Origin of the sequence: Microcoleus sp. LAD1_D5, from assembly GCF_036702115.1 — a bacterium.
Classification (GTDB): Bacteria; Cyanobacteriota; Cyanobacteriia; order Cyanobacteriales; family Microcoleaceae; genus Microcoleus.
This window is the reverse complement of record NZ_JAUBSA010000001.1, coordinates 189,536-207,435: the sequence shown is the minus strand read 5'-3', so window position 1 is coordinate 207,435 and position 17,900 is coordinate 189,536. Positions and strand designations below refer to the sequence as shown.

General features: G+C 45.4%; 11 protein-coding genes and 1 tRNA gene. 7 read left to right on the top strand and 5 right to left on the bottom strand.

What is annotated here, in order from left to right; genetic code table 11:
- Nucleotides 1–2: 2 nt before the first annotated feature.
- The 5 genes from QUA70_RS00955 to smc form a co-directional block, all read right to left on the bottom strand.
- On the bottom strand, nt 3–2,183 hold the full coding sequence (locus tag QUA70_RS00955) for a hypothetical protein (protein WP_333344546.1): 2,181 nt from the start codon (nt 2,181–2,183) through the stop codon (nt 3–5).
- 81 nt (nt 2,184–2,264) lie between these two features.
- Nucleotides 2,265–3,290, bottom strand: coding sequence for an SGNH/GDSL hydrolase family protein (locus QUA70_RS00950; protein ID WP_333344548.1), 1,026 nt, complete (start codon nt 3,288–3,290; stop codon nt 2,265–2,267).
- Between the two features lie 134 nt (nt 3,291–3,424).
- Nucleotides 3,425–3,664 carry a hypothetical protein gene (locus tag QUA70_RS00945; RefSeq protein WP_333344550.1) on the bottom strand — a complete coding sequence of 80 codons (240 nt, stop codon included), beginning with the start codon at nt 3,662–3,664 and terminating at the stop codon, nt 3,425–3,427.
- Nucleotides 3,665–3,719: 55 nt separating this feature from the next.
- Entirely contained in the window at nt 3,720–4,748 is a 1,029-nt protein-coding gene (locus tag QUA70_RS00940) for a PRC-barrel domain-containing protein (protein ID WP_333344552.1), read from the bottom strand.
- 68 nt (nt 4,749–4,816) lie between these two features.
- Nucleotides 4,817–8,704, bottom strand: a complete 3,888-nt coding sequence (gene smc / locus QUA70_RS00935) for a chromosome segregation protein SMC (protein WP_333344554.1) — start codon at nt 8,702–8,704, stop codon at nt 4,817–4,819.
- A gap of 365 nt (nt 8,705–9,069) precedes the next feature.
- Here smc and murA point away from each other — a divergent pair, with 365 nt between their 5' ends.
- The 7 genes from murA (at nt 9,070) to QUA70_RS00900 (ending at nt 17,815) form a co-directional block, all read left to right on the top strand.
- Nucleotides 9,070–10,491 carry a UDP-N-acetylglucosamine 1-carboxyvinyltransferase gene (gene murA, locus QUA70_RS00930; RefSeq protein WP_333344556.1) on the top strand — a complete coding sequence of 474 codons (1,422 nt, stop codon included), beginning with the start codon at nt 9,070–9,072 and terminating at the stop codon, nt 10,489–10,491.
- Between the two features lie 94 nt (nt 10,492–10,585).
- Nucleotides 10,586–11,455 carry a M48 family metallopeptidase gene (locus QUA70_RS00925; RefSeq protein ID WP_333325231.1) on the top strand — a complete coding sequence of 290 codons (870 nt, stop codon included), beginning with the start codon at nt 10,586–10,588 and terminating at the stop codon, nt 11,453–11,455.
- Nucleotides 11,434–11,515, top strand: a tRNA-Leu gene (locus QUA70_RS00920). Before QUA70_RS00925 ends, QUA70_RS00920 begins: the two co-directional genes overlap by 22 nt.
- 1,332 nt (nt 11,516–12,847) lie before the next feature.
- Nucleotides 12,848–13,000, top strand: coding sequence for a hypothetical protein (locus QUA70_RS00915; RefSeq protein ID WP_333325233.1), 153 nt, complete (start codon nt 12,848–12,850; stop codon nt 12,998–13,000).
- Nucleotides 12,993–16,397 (top strand): hypothetical protein, encoded by a 3,405-nt coding sequence (locus tag QUA70_RS00910; protein WP_333344558.1) that lies wholly within the window; start codon nt 12,993–12,995, stop codon nt 16,395–16,397. Before QUA70_RS00915 ends, QUA70_RS00910 begins: the two co-directional genes overlap by 8 nt.
- A gap of 254 nt (nt 16,398–16,651) precedes the next feature.
- Nucleotides 16,652–17,527: a DMT family transporter gene (locus QUA70_RS00905; protein WP_333344560.1), complete on the top strand. Its 876-nt coding sequence runs from the start codon at nt 16,652–16,654 to the stop codon at nt 17,525–17,527.
- Between the two features lie 102 nt (nt 17,528–17,629).
- Nucleotides 17,630–17,815, top strand: a complete 186-nt coding sequence (locus QUA70_RS00900; protein WP_333344562.1) for a hypothetical protein — start codon at nt 17,630–17,632, stop codon at nt 17,813–17,815.
- Nucleotides 17,816–17,900 lie beyond the last annotated feature (85 nt).

Below are 17,900 nucleotides of genomic sequence, written 5' to 3'. Positions count from 1 at the left end.
ACTTATCTACTGACAGCCAAATTGTTAATCTCCAGTTGGCATTGGTTTGTTAAATCCTGTTTGCTGCTACTCAATACCTCAAGCAGCAGATACAGGGGATTTTTGCCCTCAACTAATAGATTTAAGCCCATCGCACTTTTTTGACTATAAGCCATCTCTGCTGAGTCTATTAATTTACCTTGCTTGTCCCACAAAGTCAAGCGCAGGAAAACTCCCGGACATTGTTTGTTAGGTAAATTGAGTTTGCCGGTAACTTTCACTTTGTCTGAGATGGAACCTAAATACAGGAAAGATGTATCGAGTTTCTTGCTGTTTTTAATTGGATGAGTTACAATATTATATAGGTTATCCGATTCTTGACTGACTGAATAATTTGCACTTGTGTAGATTGATTGATGCAAACTAATCCAATCTAACTGCGTGCCTGGTCGATCGACTATTTGCCGCTGCATCGCATCCAGAGTCCTAACTGCCGTTGCTGTATCAGTCGTCTTCATCCTCCGGTAAACGCTGACAGTCACGCCGTTTTCTAGCTTAAACTGTTCCGGTAGCACTTGGAAATCGCGGGCAATTTCCCAGTTTTGAGTAAAGGCATCGTACACAACTTTAACAACATCTTGTTCGTGCGATCGCAAAACTTGTTCGTCAGTGGGTAACACCTGCTGAAAAGGCACAGCAACCACCGCATATTGTGACTGCAACAACTCCGGTAGCGGGTAAGTATCGCGCGAGTCAATTTGCGGCCTCCCGATGGTATTTAATTTCCACCAACCCTCCGGCGGGTTTAATTTTCTGTTGGCTTGTCTGAGGATATTAGCATTGAAATTGTTAGAAGCACCGGCAATATAAATTGGTTCTTCATTTGGTGCTAATTTTCGCAGAAACTCTACTAATTTTACAACTTCGTCGTAGTCCGATCGCACTAACGGCGGAAAATTACCCACAAACAGTCTTGGCAAATCTATTTTGAGAGGAATTAACCCGACTGCGACATTCAAAACCAGGTACAAAACCGCCGCGCCCAGCATGAAATACCGGACTTTTCCCTTGAGTGTCAGCCAAGTTGTCCAGAAAAATGTAGATAGTCCTAAAAGTGCGATCGGTGTAAGATGAATTGTATAGTGCAAGTAGCCGTAACGCAAGACTAACAGCCATTCAATCAGCGACAAAACCCCAAACAACGAAACAAAAATAGCCGCCGCCGGAACCAGAATTCGGGTGAGAATTCCCGCAGAAAAACCAATCAGTACCAGCAGCCAAGTTCCCAAACCGTAAAAATCTGCATAACGAGTTAAAATATCATTTACAGGCAAACTCCAAGCGACATACAAATTGCGGTAGTCAACCGTCAGAGCACTGCGAGTAAAATCTCCCGCTACCAGCATTAAAATAGTCAAGCTAGTTGCAGCTATCAAACCCAGTTTTACACCTGATTCAAACAAGCATCTGTAGGGAAACGGCACTACTCCCTCCTTGTCTTTGAGAGACGAAAAGGCGGTTTTGTTACGATATATTAGTATAATAAACTCGATGAAAGCCTGTAAAGTCGCTGCACCAAAAAATGCGATCGCACTATAAGCAAAATGGCGCCGCAACAGAATCGCCGCCGCCAGCAAAAACCCAATCAACGGGATTTTCCACCAAGATTTCAGCTTAACATCCTGCAAATAAACCCAAATTGCCAAGGCTACAAACAAACAGCCGCCAGTATCCAGATATCCCCGCAGAGTCGGTATCCAACTCATCGGAATTAATAAACTCAGCAGCACAGTTGACCAAAACACCCGGCGGGAATAAACTGGAATCAGCTTTGCAGAAATTGCCCCCAGCAACAGGCGAAACGGCAGCACATAAATTAGGGATACGCTGAGAATGTAACTCAGGCGAGACTCGCCAAATAAGAGAATAAACGGCACTAATGGCAAAGAGATTAATAGGTTTTTTTCCTTAGATAGCGATTCTATAACTCCGCGCCATGCTTTATCTGGCGAGTCTCGAAATAAATTTGCCGTGTTGACTGTAGCGGTATTGTATCCCGCGTAATCCCACCAATAAAAAGTATGTTCGCTAGATACATAGATTGATGTTACTGCAACTGTGACGAGAACAAGTAAAAAAAGGAAAAACCCATCAATTATAAATTTTCGAGGCCATTTAAAAGAAACAACATCAAATAATCCCATCAGTCTAGCAACCCTAAATAACTTCTAAACTTCCTCTTTCTCTCTTCCTTCGCGCCCTTTGCGCCTTCGCGGTTCATTAACTTACCTTAAAACAGTACCTTGCAAAAAACCTTCCAACTTTTCTGCATATTGTCGATTCGCGATCGCACTTGGATGAAGGTCATGGGGTAAATTATTATTTGCAGGTATTTTCAAATCAACCGAAATATCCGCCGTAGCAATTCCCTCGTGACTTAACTCCTCCAACATTTTAGCAGAACCCGCATTAATTCCTGCCACAACTAACTTAACACCATTAGCCTCAGCCACACGGTTAAATTCTTTAATAATTGTCTTAGAAACCTCCTGGCTTCTATACAATCCCTCTTCAAATTGATTGTAATTAACCTCCAAAAAATGGCTTAATGCAGAAACCCGCATCAGCGGGAACTCGTGATATTCAAGTTTTGCCATTTTGTAGGTAAAATTATTTTCTCCATTCAGCCTAGCATCGGGCTGGAATAAAATACCCAGTTTATTCCAAGCAGCCATTTGCTTTCTTCTCGCCCTTAACAAAGTATTGCGGCGGTCGTGAAATCCCGCATAAGCAATCACCGCAATTTTTGGTTTATTTGGGTGTTTTAGTGCTGCTTTGAACTGAATCAACGAGTGAAGCGTGCCGTAGCCGTTAACGCCAAAATTTACTATTTCATGTTTTGGTAATTTCTGTTGCAACAACCAAGCATAAGTTTCGCTATCATTCAACGACCAACCGTAGGTAAATGAGCAGCCAAATATCCAAATTTCAGGTTTTTTTGAGGAGTGATGGTAAGTATTGAGGGGATGTGTTATTCGGAGACTATTATTGAGATGAGTTGCATTAAATGAGTAATTGCCGTTAAGTGTCACCTTGAATTTCCCCGGCAAATGTTTGTAGCCGAGTGGCGAGTCTTTAGTGAAAAAGTTACCTTTTGGTTCGACGGCAACATCAACATTTTCTATTTGCCAGGGTTTGTATCCCGCAACTCGCAAGACAATTTCAGCCGTGGTGGTGGATAAAAAAATTGGAAAAATTAGATATGTTATTAATCTGAAAGCAACATTTTTAGCAATTTTTTTTTCGCTCATTAATATAATATGAAACGTCAGCAAAAGTATACTAAACTGCCATGCCAGTATTATCTAGTTCATGGATCTAATTTAATTAGATGGAGTGCCTTCACTGCATCCCCTAACCTACCCCACTAGAGTGTTTGCCAGAATTAAATTTTATTCGTAAAAGCCGTGCCTACAAAATATTGGTTTAAATTCACATTTTGCACCAATATCAGCAACGGGCTAGAAGCCCGTTCCACAAAAAATAAACTTGATTGTGGAACAGGCATCTTGCCTGTTCTTGAGAAGGGTGCAACATCTGAGTTTAAACTCACATCTTGCACCAATATCAGCAACGGGCTAGAAGCCCGTTCCACAAAAAATAAACTTGATTGTGGAACGGGCATCTTGCCCGTTCTTAAGAAGAGCGCAAAATATTGGTTTGAGCTAATTGATTAATTCCTAATAACCAGGCTCCTCCTCATACTCAGGAGTCTTAGTTTTCTCAGGGATATTCACCCGAGGAGCCTGGTAAGGCTTCGGTGCCTCATCGTCAGCCCAAGCATCAGCCTCCACATCATCCTCGTACTCGTACTCCACCACCGGCGGCTTCGGCCGAGAAATCTCAGCGCGAGTGTATTGTGGCTTTTCCTCGTACTCCTCCTCTTCGTAATCGTCTTCCTCGCCGCCCCAATTATCCTCTTCGTAATCCTCGTAATCCTCCTCGATTGGCTGCTGCTGTGCCTGCACCGCGCGCATCGGCGGCTGGCGAACCGCAGGCCGATTCCACTCTAAATCCTCATCCCAAGGAACTTCCTCCACCGCAGGCGCAGCTACCCGGCTCCGCATTTCCGGTGCAGGTATCCGCACGCCCGGGCCCAATTGATTTCCCGTAGCCACGGGTTTCGGATAATAACCTGCCTCGTCCTCTTCTCGTTCCCAAGGTGCTTGGCCCAAACCAACGCGCTCCAGCAAACCCACACTAAGCTGCCTGAGCCTTTCCTCGGAACCTTCAAACACAATCAAGCGATTCGGGCCGCTGCTGACAATTTCTTCAATCCCCAACTCGTAAGTGCTGAGAACTTGGTCGGGGATTTGGGGGATTCCCAAGGAAGCGATAATTATAGAAACTAACTTACCGTCTTCGGGGTCGAACCTAAAGCCCCGCACCCTACCCAAAAGTTCGCCGGTTTCGGTAATAACTTCGCTGTTAATCAAAATGCTGTAGACTTCAACATCAACATCATCTTCGATCGCGCTCTCATCTTCTACCAACAGCACGTCGCCGATTTCGCTGACATTGTTGAGGAACATAAACCTCGGCATTCCAGCGACCGCGAATATATTATCACGCAGACCGATCGCCACAACTTCCCGCCGATCAATGTCCACCCATAATTGACTAACCACCCCCAAGCGTTTACCTCTGTCGCGGGTGATGACCTGAGTGCCGAGAAGGTCGGAGCGTTGGCAAATTTGTTCGGATGTCATTGTAACTTTAATCCTGATTTATTAAGTACATATATCACTCAACACGATCATTAACCGAGACTCCGGGACTACAACTTCAGCCCTATGACTTGAGTATAAGCTCCCCGCGCTTGAGTAACGCCAATTGTACGCTCAGCCGATTGAATCATAGGTCGCCGCAAACTCACAACAATAAACTGCGCTTGTTCCGACTGTCGCTTTATCATTCTAGCCAATCGCTCCACATTTGCCCCATCCAGAAACATATCCACTTCATCAAAAGCGTAAAACGTAGACGGGCGGTAGCGTTGCAGGGCAAAAATAAAACTCAGCGCCGTCAACGACTTTTCGCCTCCAGACATGGAAGCCAGTCGCTGTACGGGTTTGCCCTTCGGGTGAGCGACCAAATTCAAGCCACTGCTGAAGGGGTCTTCCTGGTCATCTAGCTGGAGATAGCCATCGCCTTCGGAAAGTTCCGCAAAGATAGTCTGGAAGTTCTCGTTAACCGCGTCGAAAGCTTCTTTAAAAGCGCGTCGCCTGAGTGTGGTAAAATTTTCGATTCTCAACAGCAGTTCAGTGCGTTCTCCTTCCAATGTCGTCAATTTTTGACTTAATTCTTGAAGGCGTTCTTGAGTGCGGTTGTACTCTTCCAAGGCTAGCATATTGACAGGTTCTAAAGCTTGAATGCGTTTGGCGATCGCCTTTACTTCTTGCTGCAATTCCGTCAAATTGGCTTTCTCTACATTTTCAGGAATCGACGGCACGGGGTCGGGCATTTCCGCCCGCTGCGTTTCCAATAGAGTGCGGATGGCGGCTAATTGTTCCCGGCGTTCTTGCTGGGTTTCGTGGAGTTTTTGCAACTGCCATTGTAACTGTTGTTTGGCTAAATGCTTTTCTCGCAGTTGAGATTCTGCCCGATCGCGCTCTCCCTTCTGCACGCCCAATTTTTCCTCAATTTCCCCCAAAGCCGCCTTAGCTGCGGCAATTTGTCCATCGAGTTCTAACTGCTGCGAAACAATGCGATCGAGTGCATCCGCACCCGCATTTTGCTGCACTTGCCATTCCTGCAATTTATCGCTGCCTTCCTTAATTTTGTCTTCCAAACGCCCGAATTGATTTTCCAAGTCTACAAGGCGCTGCTGGACGTTTCTCAGAGCCAATTCTCGCTCTTGCAGTTGCGCTTCTAGAGCGCGCAAACTCGATTGCATTTGCTGCCATTCGCTGTGACTGTTCGACTCTTCCAACTGCGCCAAAGTTTGGCGGTACTGCTGCAATTGAGTTTCCTGTGCGGGCAATTCTCGTTCCAGCAACTGCAATCTCGATCGCGAATTAGTTAATTCCTGTGTATTTTTCGCAATTTGCGATCGCACTTGTTCCTGTTGCGCTTGCAAATTCTTAATTTCTGAATCCAACTGTTCCAAGCGCAACTGATTTTCGCGCAAATTTTGTTTCGCTTCCATCAATTCTTGGCTGCGAGTTTTGACTGCAACAGACGCGCGATCGATCGCAATTTTGCACCGTTCCAAAATCCGCTCAATTTCCTCCAACCTTTCTTGCAAAGAGGCGATCGTCCGCGCTTCACTAGCAGCCTCACTAGCCTCAACCGTGCCAAAATGCAAAGTAGATCTATTAGTAGAACTTCCCCCCGTCATCGCCCCGCTAGTTTCCAAAATTTCCCCGTCCAAAGTGACAAGCCGGTACTGTCCCAAATAGCGGCGGGCGTCGCTGAGGTTGCTAAACACAACCGTACTGCCAAAAACGTAAGCAAAAATTTCTTGATACCGCGAATCGCAATCAATCAAATTAACAGCCGCATCCACAAACCCAGCCGCGCGCCGCAAATTTTCATTCACCGAATACCTGCCGCCCCTAATCTTATTCAAAGGCAAAAACGTCATCCTTCCCGCCCGTTTTTGTTTCAGCAATTCGATCGCAGCAGCAGCCACGCTGTCATCTTCCACCACCATATTTCCCATGCGGCCGCCCGCCGCAATTTCCAGGGCCAATTGATAGCGCGGTTCTACCCTGCCGAGTTGAGCCACCAAGCCGCAAACTCCGCCAATTCCGCTTTGCGCGACAATTTTTGCAGTAAACGTTCCCGTCGCTTCTTGCAGTGCTTGAAACTGCACTTCTAGCTTGTCTAATTTGCGCTGTCTTTCCCGCTGTTCTTCCAACAAACGATTTTGAGTTTCCTGTTGCAGTTGCAATTCTTGTTCGGCTTCGACTAAAATCTGATTCAGCGATTCTACTTGCAAAGATGCCACGCCTTTGGTTTCCCCAAGGCGAGATTGCTGAGTTTTTTTAGCTTCAATTTCCTGTTCCAATACTTGCAGCGATTGGTTTTGTTCTTGAATTTGACTTTGCAGGCGATCGGCTCTTTCGCCAATGGTAGCTTGTTCTGTACGCTGCGGTTCCAAAGTTTGTTGAATTGTCTCGATTTGGCGGTGCAGTTCCGTTTGCTGCTGTACCCAAACTTCGGCCGTCGAGGCGATCGCATTTGCAACTTCCCGATTTTCATCTAAACTTTGCTGGGCTGCGTCCCGCTGTTCCTGAAAACTCCCCTGCTGAGACTTAACATAAGATATTTCAATCTCAATTTGCTCCAAACTTTGCTTAAATTGCCGAACTTCTTCCTCAGTTTGTGCTATGCTAGCCGCCATTTGCCCAGCAGTTGTTTCCAAATCCTGTTTGCGGTTTTGCAGTTGTCGCCGTTCCGCTTCCTGAGTGGCAATCGTCGCTTGTAAAGCCAACAATTCTGACTCTCCCAAAGCTTTAACGCGGGCATTCAGTGCGTCAAGTTCGGCGGTTGCTTCTTGAATTTGAGTGCTAATTGCTTGCAGTTGTTCCGTGAGAGATGCAGAAGTGCGATCGCCCGTTTCGATTTGTTCTCGCAGCTTCCATTCTTGCTGCTGCAATTGCCGGAATTTCAGCACAATTTCCCACTGCGACTTTTCTTGAAATTCCGCCCGCAATTTTTGATATTTTTCCGCTTTTGTGCGATCGGAAGCCAGTCTATCGCGTTGAGACATCAGCTCTTTTTCTACAATCCTGCTGCGTTCTTCGACCTCCTTAACTTCATCCAACTTCTGCCTAGCTAAAGAGATTTTGCGATCGAACTGAGCCACCCCAGCCAATTCGTCAATGATTTCTCTGCGTTCCTTAGAATTCATCGAAATAATGCTGGTAACGTCTCCTTGTAGCACGACGTTATAGCCTTCGGGATAAATTCGCAAGCGGTTGAGTTGTTCGTGAAGTTGAGTCAGCGTGCAAGGTTGACCATTAATGTAATAAGTTGAAGTGTAAGTACCTTGGCGAGTTACCCGAAGTTTGCGCGTCACACTCCACTCATCCGATTTTGGATTTTGGATTTTGGATTTTTTATTAGTAGCGAGTAGTTGTCCGTTGTTGTCTTGAGTTGCTGCGATTTCAATCTCTTCTACGTCTTCAACAGATAACTCATCCAATTTTCGATTTTCGATTTTGGATTTTAGATTGACAGATGATTGGCCGTTGTTGTCTAGAGTTTCGGCAGTTTCTATCCCTGCGGCTTCTTCAACAGATAGAGGCGATTTTAGATTGACAGGAGATGATTGGCCGTTATTGTCTAGAGTTTCGGCAATTTCTATCGCTTCGACTTCCTCTGCTTCAACAGATAACTCATCTGCTGCATTTTCCTCCTCATCTTCATCCTGGGCGAACCATTCCTCCCCCACATCTTCCAACGCAAAAGTCGCAGTCACGCTAGCTTCGATCGTACCGCGTTTGTTTTGGGCGCTGTTCACCAAATCCGGCAAACGTTCAGCCCGCATTCCCTTAGAACTCGAAAGCCCGAGACAAAACAGCAAAGCGTCGAGGATGTTGGACTTCCCTGAACCGTTGGGCCCGGAAACCACAGTAAAACCGGGCAGCACGGGAATGGCCGTCGTGCCGCCAAAAGATTTAAAGTTAGTCAGTTCGATCCGTTTAATGTGAACCATGTGCTAGGAGTAGCTTTGGCTCTAGGTTGTTGTCACAGGGTAGCACAGGCAATGGGGCGATCGACAATGTGTTAACTTTCTGGCATTGTCGATCGAACCGATATCTTACACCTTTGTCAACAACCGAGTCGGCTTTTACTTAAAAAGTTCGTTGACAAAGGTACAACATCTGAGATCCGAGCGAGCGCTACAAATGAACGTAAATTTTGATACAGATAACTTCATGAGACTCGATCGACATTATTTGTGCGATTAAACCTGAAAGCCTTGTCCCTAGTGAATTCCAGCAAATATAATTCCGGGAATTCCTCCTGTTACCCCTAGACATATAAAAACTTTCCGGTAAAATCGAACCAAAATTAATAATGTATAAAGTAACGAAGCGAATTATGGAGGCCAAACCCATTACACCAGCTCAGAACTCATCTAACCTGCCAGCTTCACCTGAAAGCGACGAACAACAAGTATTACAAATTTGGGGTCGCGAACCCCTTAAAGGACACGTCAAAATCAGCGGCGCCAAAAACTCGGCCTTAGTCGTCATGGCAGGAGCCCTGTTATGCCCAGAGGATTGCCGTCTCCGCAACGTTCCTGGTCTAGTCGATGTCGCCCGCATGGGGCAAATTCTCTCCGCTGTAGGAGTCAACTTACAGCAGAACGGCGACGTTTTAGACATCAACGCCAGCAACCTCATAGACGCTCAAGCCCCCTACGAATTAGTCAGCCAACTGCGGGCGAGCTTCTTCATCATCGGGCCACTGGTAGCGCGTTTGGGATTTGCCAAAGTGCCCTTGCCCGGTGGGTGCGCCATCGGCGCGCGACCCGTTGAACTCCACGTTCGCGGTCTGCAAGCCCTCGGCGCCGAAGTCCACATCGACCACGGCACGGTTCACGCTTACGTCAAAGGGCCGAACCGCCGCCTGAAAGGAGCCAAAATTTATTTGGACTACCCCAGCGTCGGCGCAACTGAAACTTTGATGATGGCGGCGACTCTGGCTGAAGGAGAAACCGTGATTGAAAATGCGGCTCAAGAGCCGGAAGTCGCAGATTTGGCGAATTTCTGCCGCGCTATGGGAGCAAAAATTCAAGGCGCCGGCACGAATACGATCGTCATTTCGGGAGTTCCCAAGCTGCACGCGGTAGACTATTCAATTATTCCCGATCGCATTGAAGCCGGAACATTTTTAGTAGCAGGAGCCATCACTCACTCCGAAATCAGTTTGTCGCCGGTAATTCCCGACCACCTGACCGCAGTCATTGCCAAATTGAAGACAATTGGGGCGAAAATTATTGCAGAATCCCCCGACATTTTGCGGATAGTTCCCGGCCAAACTCACTCGGCCACAGACATCGAAACTCTGCCTTATCCCGGTTTCCCGACAGATATGCAAGCTCAGTTTATGGCTTTGCTGACGCTGAGCGAAGGCGACAGCTTAATCAAAGAAACCGTGTTTGAGAATCGCTTGCGCCACGTAGCAGAGCTCAATCGCATGGGCGCAGACATTCGCCTTAAAGGCAATGTAGCGATTGTGCGCGGAGTGTCGCGGCTGTCGGGTGCGCCGGTAGTGGCAACAGATTTGCGGGCTTCGGCGGCGTTAGTGTTAGCGGGACTTGCAGCCGATGGTGTCACCACCATCAGCAGCTTGCAGCACTTAGACCGCGGCTACGAGCAGTTAGAGGTGAAGCTGCAAAAATTGGGAGCTAAGTTGCGGCGCGTCAAAGAGGGTACAGACCCGGCGACTGCTGAGGCTCCTGTCAATCCCGTGCGATCGGGTTTAAACTGTTAATTAGTCAGTTGACCGTTGACTGTTGACTGTTGACGGTTAACTGTTGACGGTTGACTGTTGACGGTTAACTGTTGACTTATGACTCAGGATTAAAATGTCGAACATACCGCTCATCGGTTTGAAAGCAAACCAGTTTCGCCACCCGCTAGACTTGGAAGCCACCAACACGCTCAAACAACTGCCCGGCCTGGATTTGATCGTGCGGCAGTTGCTGGGACAACTTGGCGAACAGTTTTTTATGCTGGAAAATCTGGCTTCCAGCGTCCAAGTCGGCGAAAATCAATTGCCCCACCTGCATCAATTACTGTTGGATGCCTGCAAAACTCTGGATTTGGAAGCGCCGCAGCTTTATGTCCGCCAGCATCCGATGCCGAATGCTTACACTTTTGCGATGCGGGGAAAACAGCCTTTTGTGGTGATGCACACTTCTCTGATTGATTTGCTCACAGACGAGGAAGTTAAGGCAGTAATTGCTCACGAGTTGGGGCATTTGAAGTGCGAACACGGAGTTTACCTGACTCTGGCTAATTTAATTGTGTTGGCCGCCGGCCAAATTTCGCCTGTGGGAACCGTGCTGGTGCAGGGTTTGCAGGCGCAAATGTTGGAATGGTTGCGGTGTGCCGAATTTACGTGCGATCGCGCGGCATTGCTCGCCACCCAAGACCCAAGAGTGGTAGCATCGGTGTTGATGAAACTGGCCGGAGGTTCGCCGACTTTAGCTCCGAAACTGAATGTCGATGCGTTTTTGGCGCAGGCGCGGGCCTACGACGACCTCAGCAGCACTCAACTGGGAGAAATGCTCAAGCAAGCTCAAACGGCTCAGTTGTCCCATCCTGTACCAGTATTGCGCGCCAGAGAGATCGATCGCTGGGCAAGTTCAAAAGATTATGAATCTTTGCTTGCAGGAAACCGATCGGTGTGTTATGATGGTGAAACGAAAAAGGGCGGGTGGCGAAATTGGTAGACGCATCAGACTCAAAATCTGACACCGAAAGGTATGAGAGTTCGATTCTCTCCCCGCCCACTGCTAAAAAAGCTTAATAAATCTAGGGTTCCAGATGATAAGTCTGGAACCCTAATTTATATTGGGCATCGGGCATCGGGCATCGGGCATCGGGAATTGCGAATTGGTAACTAATGACAACAGTCAACCGTTAACAGTCAACAGTCAACAGCTTTTATGGGTGTGATCGCGTGGTGGGGAAGTGCCAGCGGTTGGGTCGGTAAGCTATCGCCTCACCACTTAAAGTAAGTAGCGAACGCCACTTGGGGATATAATCTTATGATCTCGGGGTTATGTGCTTGAACTGTCGAAATGCCTATCCAATCTATATTTAGGCAGTTTTCGACTCGTTTCTTCCGGGTTCTGTTGTAAAAAAACAAGGAGTAAAAGCAATGAGTGTAATACAGGTGCCTACATACAATGGGAAAGTCGTCTCTCATATGTCTCTTACACAGCCCTTTCCAGGTGGAAAAAAAGAGTATCAAGTCAGGATTCAATTTAATGACGGGAAAGGGTTAACCTTAAAGTCCGAAAGTAATATAACGATTGAGGACACAGAATGATAGAGCGCGTTGTCAGGGAACCTAATGTCTAACGGTTAGACAGGGTTTTAATTTGGCGATCGCTGATCGGGTTATCTGGTTAATGGTTACGGAAAAGCAAACCAGTTAAACAAACACTAACCAGTTATATAACTGGTTAGTGTTTGTTTGGTAACAAGTTAGGGCGGGGTAGCAAAAACCCACCTTCCGCACTCTCAACTGTCACACGGGGCTTTTGGTGTTCTTGGTGGTAGTAAGCTTGATCAACCTAGGTGAGACTAAGCACTAATACTTAAGTTGAATTAGCTGTCAGGCTCAGGATGAACTCAACTTGTCGTTAATTCCTGTTAATTGACAATAACTAGAGAGAAAACAAGCACTCCCTGAAAAATCATTAGTTTTTTCCGTTCAGCCTCAGCAGTCCGTGTGACAGTTGAGGGTGCGGAATGTGGGCTGAAAGATGAGAAAGATGTATCCGCTCAATAATTCGGGGCGGACTACCCACTCAGGAACGACTTTGCGTCATTTGAGGTGCATCGTTGAGCGCTTTACCCCGGATTATTGAGCGGATACAGAAAGATGTTACGCTTTATTACGAAAAAAAAAATTATCTACCCCTTTAGATAGACTAATAGTCATTGCCCGGAGCTGTTAAACTTGCGAGTAATTCTAGCAGATGTTGAGTTTATCAGCACTAAGGGAAATACCGTAATCAGCAACCTCGATTATTATTTCTTAACAGTTTGGCAAAACAAGTCTAATAGCATATATCACATTAAGTGATTACCAAAAACTGAATGTAGACACGTTTTTGGCGCAGGCGCGAGCCTACGACGACCTCAGCAACACTCAACTCGGAGATATGCTCAAACAAGCTCAGACGGCTCAGTTGTCCCATCCTGTACCAGTATTGCGGGCCACAGAGATCGATCGCTGGGCAAGTTCAAAAGATAAAGATGAGTAATCAGGCAAGCAATATATCTTCTTTGGATTTAGCTATGGTTCCAGGGACAGTGTATATCCAAGATTGTGTCTCAAATCAGTTAAGTAAACTGTATACTCTTGATTTAGCCACAGGTAAAACAACATTCATCGGTGAGATCATTACAGAAGTGTATGATATTGCCTTTGTTGATTCACAACTCTATGGCATCGATCGAGAAGGCGACACAACCCAGCTCGTTAAAATTGACATCAAAACGGGCCATACGACTGTCATTGGGGATACAGGCTTTGCTACAGCCGGCTTGGCTTATAATGCCCAACGTCAAACCCTTTATGCCAGCACAGCTAAACAACTGATTGCCCTTGATCTGAAAACAGGAAAAGGTACACCAGTAGCTACCGTAGCTAATAAAGACTACAACTGTGGTGAAGTTGCCTTTGATAGCGATGGCATAGCATATATCACATTAATTGGCTACCAAAAGAAGAAATTACTTGCTAGATGCAATCTCGATACTAGCGAAGTTAAAACTATTGGTGATACCGGATTTCCTGGTATTGGCAGTATAGAATTTGTTGGCAATGTCCTTTATGGCGTTACCGGCAGATTTTTTAACTTGGGAAAAGACGGTCAATTAATCCGCATTAATACCAAGACCGGTAAAGGCACATTAGTGGCTCAAACCAAGCCTAGGGGTCGTTGGGCAGGAATTGCGGTTTATCAACCAGCAGCAGAAGCGATCGCAACCATCACTTCAAAAGTTAACACTGAAGCTACACAATCTCCACAAACAACTACTACAACGGGTGACGAAACTATGCAACTGTTAACCATTGATACCAAAGAAAACTGTTACGTTATCAATACCGCTCAGATGAATAGCTTGCAACAAAATGTTGCTAAGTCTCTGACATTAGACAAAGGAACTTTTGACATCCAAATTACCAGTGGTAGCTACAGTTATAGTGCGGACAATACCGTCGCTGAGCCTTTTGTTTTTCTCTGGATTTATGGACTTGATGGCAGTACCTTTGTCAACACAAAGACAGGTGTTGAGACAGGTGGAACTTGGGCAACTTTAAACGGCTATAACGACAAATTGCAGTTAGATATCAAAGAAAAAGCTGTAGTCTGTGCTTTATTCTTTGATACCTATAGTGGTGATAATCAAGGACAAGTCACTGTTTCAATCACTGGCAATCAACAGTTTAATCCCCAAACTTTAACCGTTGATAGCAAGGAAAACTGCTATTCGCTTGATGGCAATTATCTCTCAACTCTTAAAAAAGCCAATGCTAATTCAATCGAGTTAGCTGCAGGGAACTATCGCGTCAAAATTCGGGAAAGCAATGCCACTTATGGAGCAGAAGCAAAAAATTTCCAATTAGAACCCTGGGCGTTACTGTTGATTGAAGGGGGAAAATTTATCTCCAAGTTGACAGGAATTGAACTTAGCGAAAGTTGGTGCTCCTTAAATGGCTTCAAAGATGAAGTTATTTTTGAAGTCAAACAAAAAACAACCCTCTCCGGCTTCTTTTTTGATACATACATAGAAGACAACGAAGGGCAAGTTGTTTTAGAAATCAACAACATCAGCGATCTAGAAGTAGCCGAAGAATATGCACAGTCATCACTACCACCTGGTATGGGCAGCAGCGGAAGCACTGTTAGTGTAGTGGGTGGTGGTACAACTAGCTCTGGTGGTAGCACAACTAGCTCTGGTGGTACACGAGTTACCTCTGGTGGTAGCACAACTAGCTCTGGTGGTAGCACAACTAGCTCTGGTGGTAGCACAACTAGCTCTGGTGGTATACCAGTTACCACGGGTGGTACAACTAGCTCTAGTAGTACAGCAGTTACCACTGGTGGTACAACTAGCTCGGGGACTGAAAATATCGATATTAGCAGTGGATTTAACTTCAGTTTTGACCAAGATCAGATGGAACAAATGTGGCAGCAAATGGCAGCCCAAATCAATAGTTCCATTACAGTAACAGGCGATCCGAACGAGAAAAAAGAAGCTTATTGGGACAATTTGGAAAAATGGCTGCTTAAAGGCTATCAAACTCAAGCTAAAGACTTAGGGATGAAGGTAGCACGGCTGGAGTTTATGCTTAAGACTCTTACCCAACAAATGGAAGTTAGTTTTAATCAGAATTTCCACAATTGGTCGGGGTACTTCAACAAAAATCTCAACGACTTATTTATTTCCCGAATTCCCCGCATTGTTAGTGAGCAGGTGAATTTAAGAATCTCTGAACAAACCCAAGAGATTAAAAACTTAGTGCTGCAACAAATGCAAACCGAACTCAATGAGCGTGTTGAGTCCGTCGTTAATCTCAAAGTGTCTAATCAGACTCAAGAAGTTAAGAACCTCGTAGTTCAGCAAATGCAAACTGAACTTGAGCAACGGATTGAGAATGTAGTTAACATCAAAATAGCCAATCAGTCTACAGAGATTAATACCCAGGTAATTAATCAAATGTCGGCTGATATTGATGAGCGCATTAGTAACTCCGTTAATGTCCAAATCGCCAATCAATCTCAAGAGATCACTAATCAGGTAATTCAGCAACTCCAACATACTATCGATCAGCGTGTTGAGAATGTGGTGAGCATCAAGATTTCCGATCAAACCCAGAATGTGAAGAATCTGGTGATTCAGCAAATGCAAACTTACATCGATCAACGCATTGATAATGTCGTGAACCTCAAAGTGTCTAATCTATCTCAAGATATTAACACTCAAATTGTTCAGCAAATTCAACACGACATAGATCAGCGGATTAATGCGGTAGTTAATCTCAAAATTGCTGACCAAAGCCAAAACATTAAAAATCTGGTCATTCAGCAGATTGAAGCTAACATGGATCAACGCATCAATACGGTGGTTAATCAATCTAGCACTAGCAACGTGCAGTTAGTGACTACTAATATTGTCAATGATCTTGACAATCGCATTAATACTAGCTTGGATAACAAGATTCTCAACTTCCGTAATGATGTCTCTGCTATCGTCAATAATGAGCTGAACCAAAACTTCACGCAGAACATCAAAAATACGATTTTTGCCGAATTGAAACAGCAACAATTCTACCTGGATATGAACCTGATAAAGTCAGAAGTTGAGAACTTCTACTCTAATCTGGCACAGTTTGAGAATCAGTTCTATTTACGCATTGAACAAGGGGACACTCAACTCTATAACTGGACGCTGGAACAACTTATTGCTCTCCAAGGTTGCTTAACAGATCGTCAGGCTTTAGTGGATATGTTTGAATCTTTCGCCAATAAACTCAAAGACGAATTAGATAATGCTGAATGCGTTCGTCCAGATCGTTTTAGTTCTTGGGTAAGAACAGATATGCGGTCACAATTTCAACCTACGCAATCTCCGGGATTACCACAAGGTTAATCAGTAGGTAGACATATATCTTGGGTGTCCGAAGAAAGGAACGAAGCAATCCCAAACTACAAGCGAATTGCTTCGTTCCTCATATTCGGACATGATGGTATTGATTTATGTTCACCGCCCACTGCTAAAAAAGCTTAATAAATCTAGGGTTCCAGGTAGGCCACCGGGAACCCTAATTTATATGGCATGGGGAATCGGGCATCGGGAATTGCAAATTGGTAACTAATGACAACAGTCAACAGTCAATAAATTTTATGGGTGAAATCGCCGCTTTAAGCGCTGCATTTGTCTGGGCTCTATCTTCCACCATCTGGCAGCGAGTGGGACAGCAAATCCCCGCAGTCGTGCTAAACTTGCTCAAAGGTGCGATCGCCCTTTTCATGCTCCTTGCCACTGTAATAATTTTAGGTAAACCCTTACCAGCAATCAACCCTAATATTTTAGCCATGCTGCTGATTAGTGGCGGGCTAGGAATTGGCATCGGAGACACCGCTTTCTTTATCGTATTAAAATATTTAGGCGCGAGGCGAACGCTGCTTTTAGAAACCCTTTCTCCCCCTTTAACAGCTTTATTGGGCTTAATATTTTTGCAAGAAAAGTTATCGCCCATTGCTTGTACTGGCATTCTTTTAACAATCTGCGGCGTAGCGTGGGTAATTGCAGAACGAACAGCCGAAACAACTTTATCATCAAAACATCTTTGGCAGGGATTAGGTATTAGTTTATTAGGACAAACAACCCACGCCGTTGGAGCTATTTTATCCCGCGCCGCCTTCACTCAAATAGATATAGATCCCCTGTGGACGGCGGCCTTGCGTTTGAGCGGTGGTATGGCAGTCATGCTATGCTTTTTTAAGCCAACAAACCTTGACAGTTTCAAACAATTAAAATCCTCAAAAATATTAGCTGCAATAATTCTGGCAGCTTTTTTAGGAACCTATCTCGGGATTTCCCTGCAACAGACTTCACTGAAATATGCACCCGCAGCAATCGCTCAAACACTCAGTTCTACCAGTCCCCTGTTTATACTGCCTTTAGCCGTGCTGGCGGGCGAAAAAGTGAGCATTCGGGCTGTTTTGGGGGTAGTTGGTGCGATCGGCGGAATCGCCTTATTATTGGGTTTGAAGTGATTAGATTTGATATCAATTCCGGTGCCACCGGAATGATTGTTGACTGTTAACTGTTGACTGTTGACGGGCGGGTCGAATAACTGAATGGTTGAGTGTTAACTGTTGACTCGATTAGGCACGGCGCCGTCTCGAAAGCAGTGGGTAATATTAATTCCGATGCTACCAGATTTGATATCACAACTCCGACAAGTGGAAACAAAACTCTACGGAGAGATTGAGAAGCAAATTGCAACCGATCGCCAGAAGGAAGAGGAAGTGATTTATGCTTCTCATACTTGGGTAAAATAATTGGCAGAAGTACATTCCCGAATGTCCAGAAGTCGGTACAATTGACCAAGGCGAAACCATAGAAGAAGCGATCGCCAATATTAAA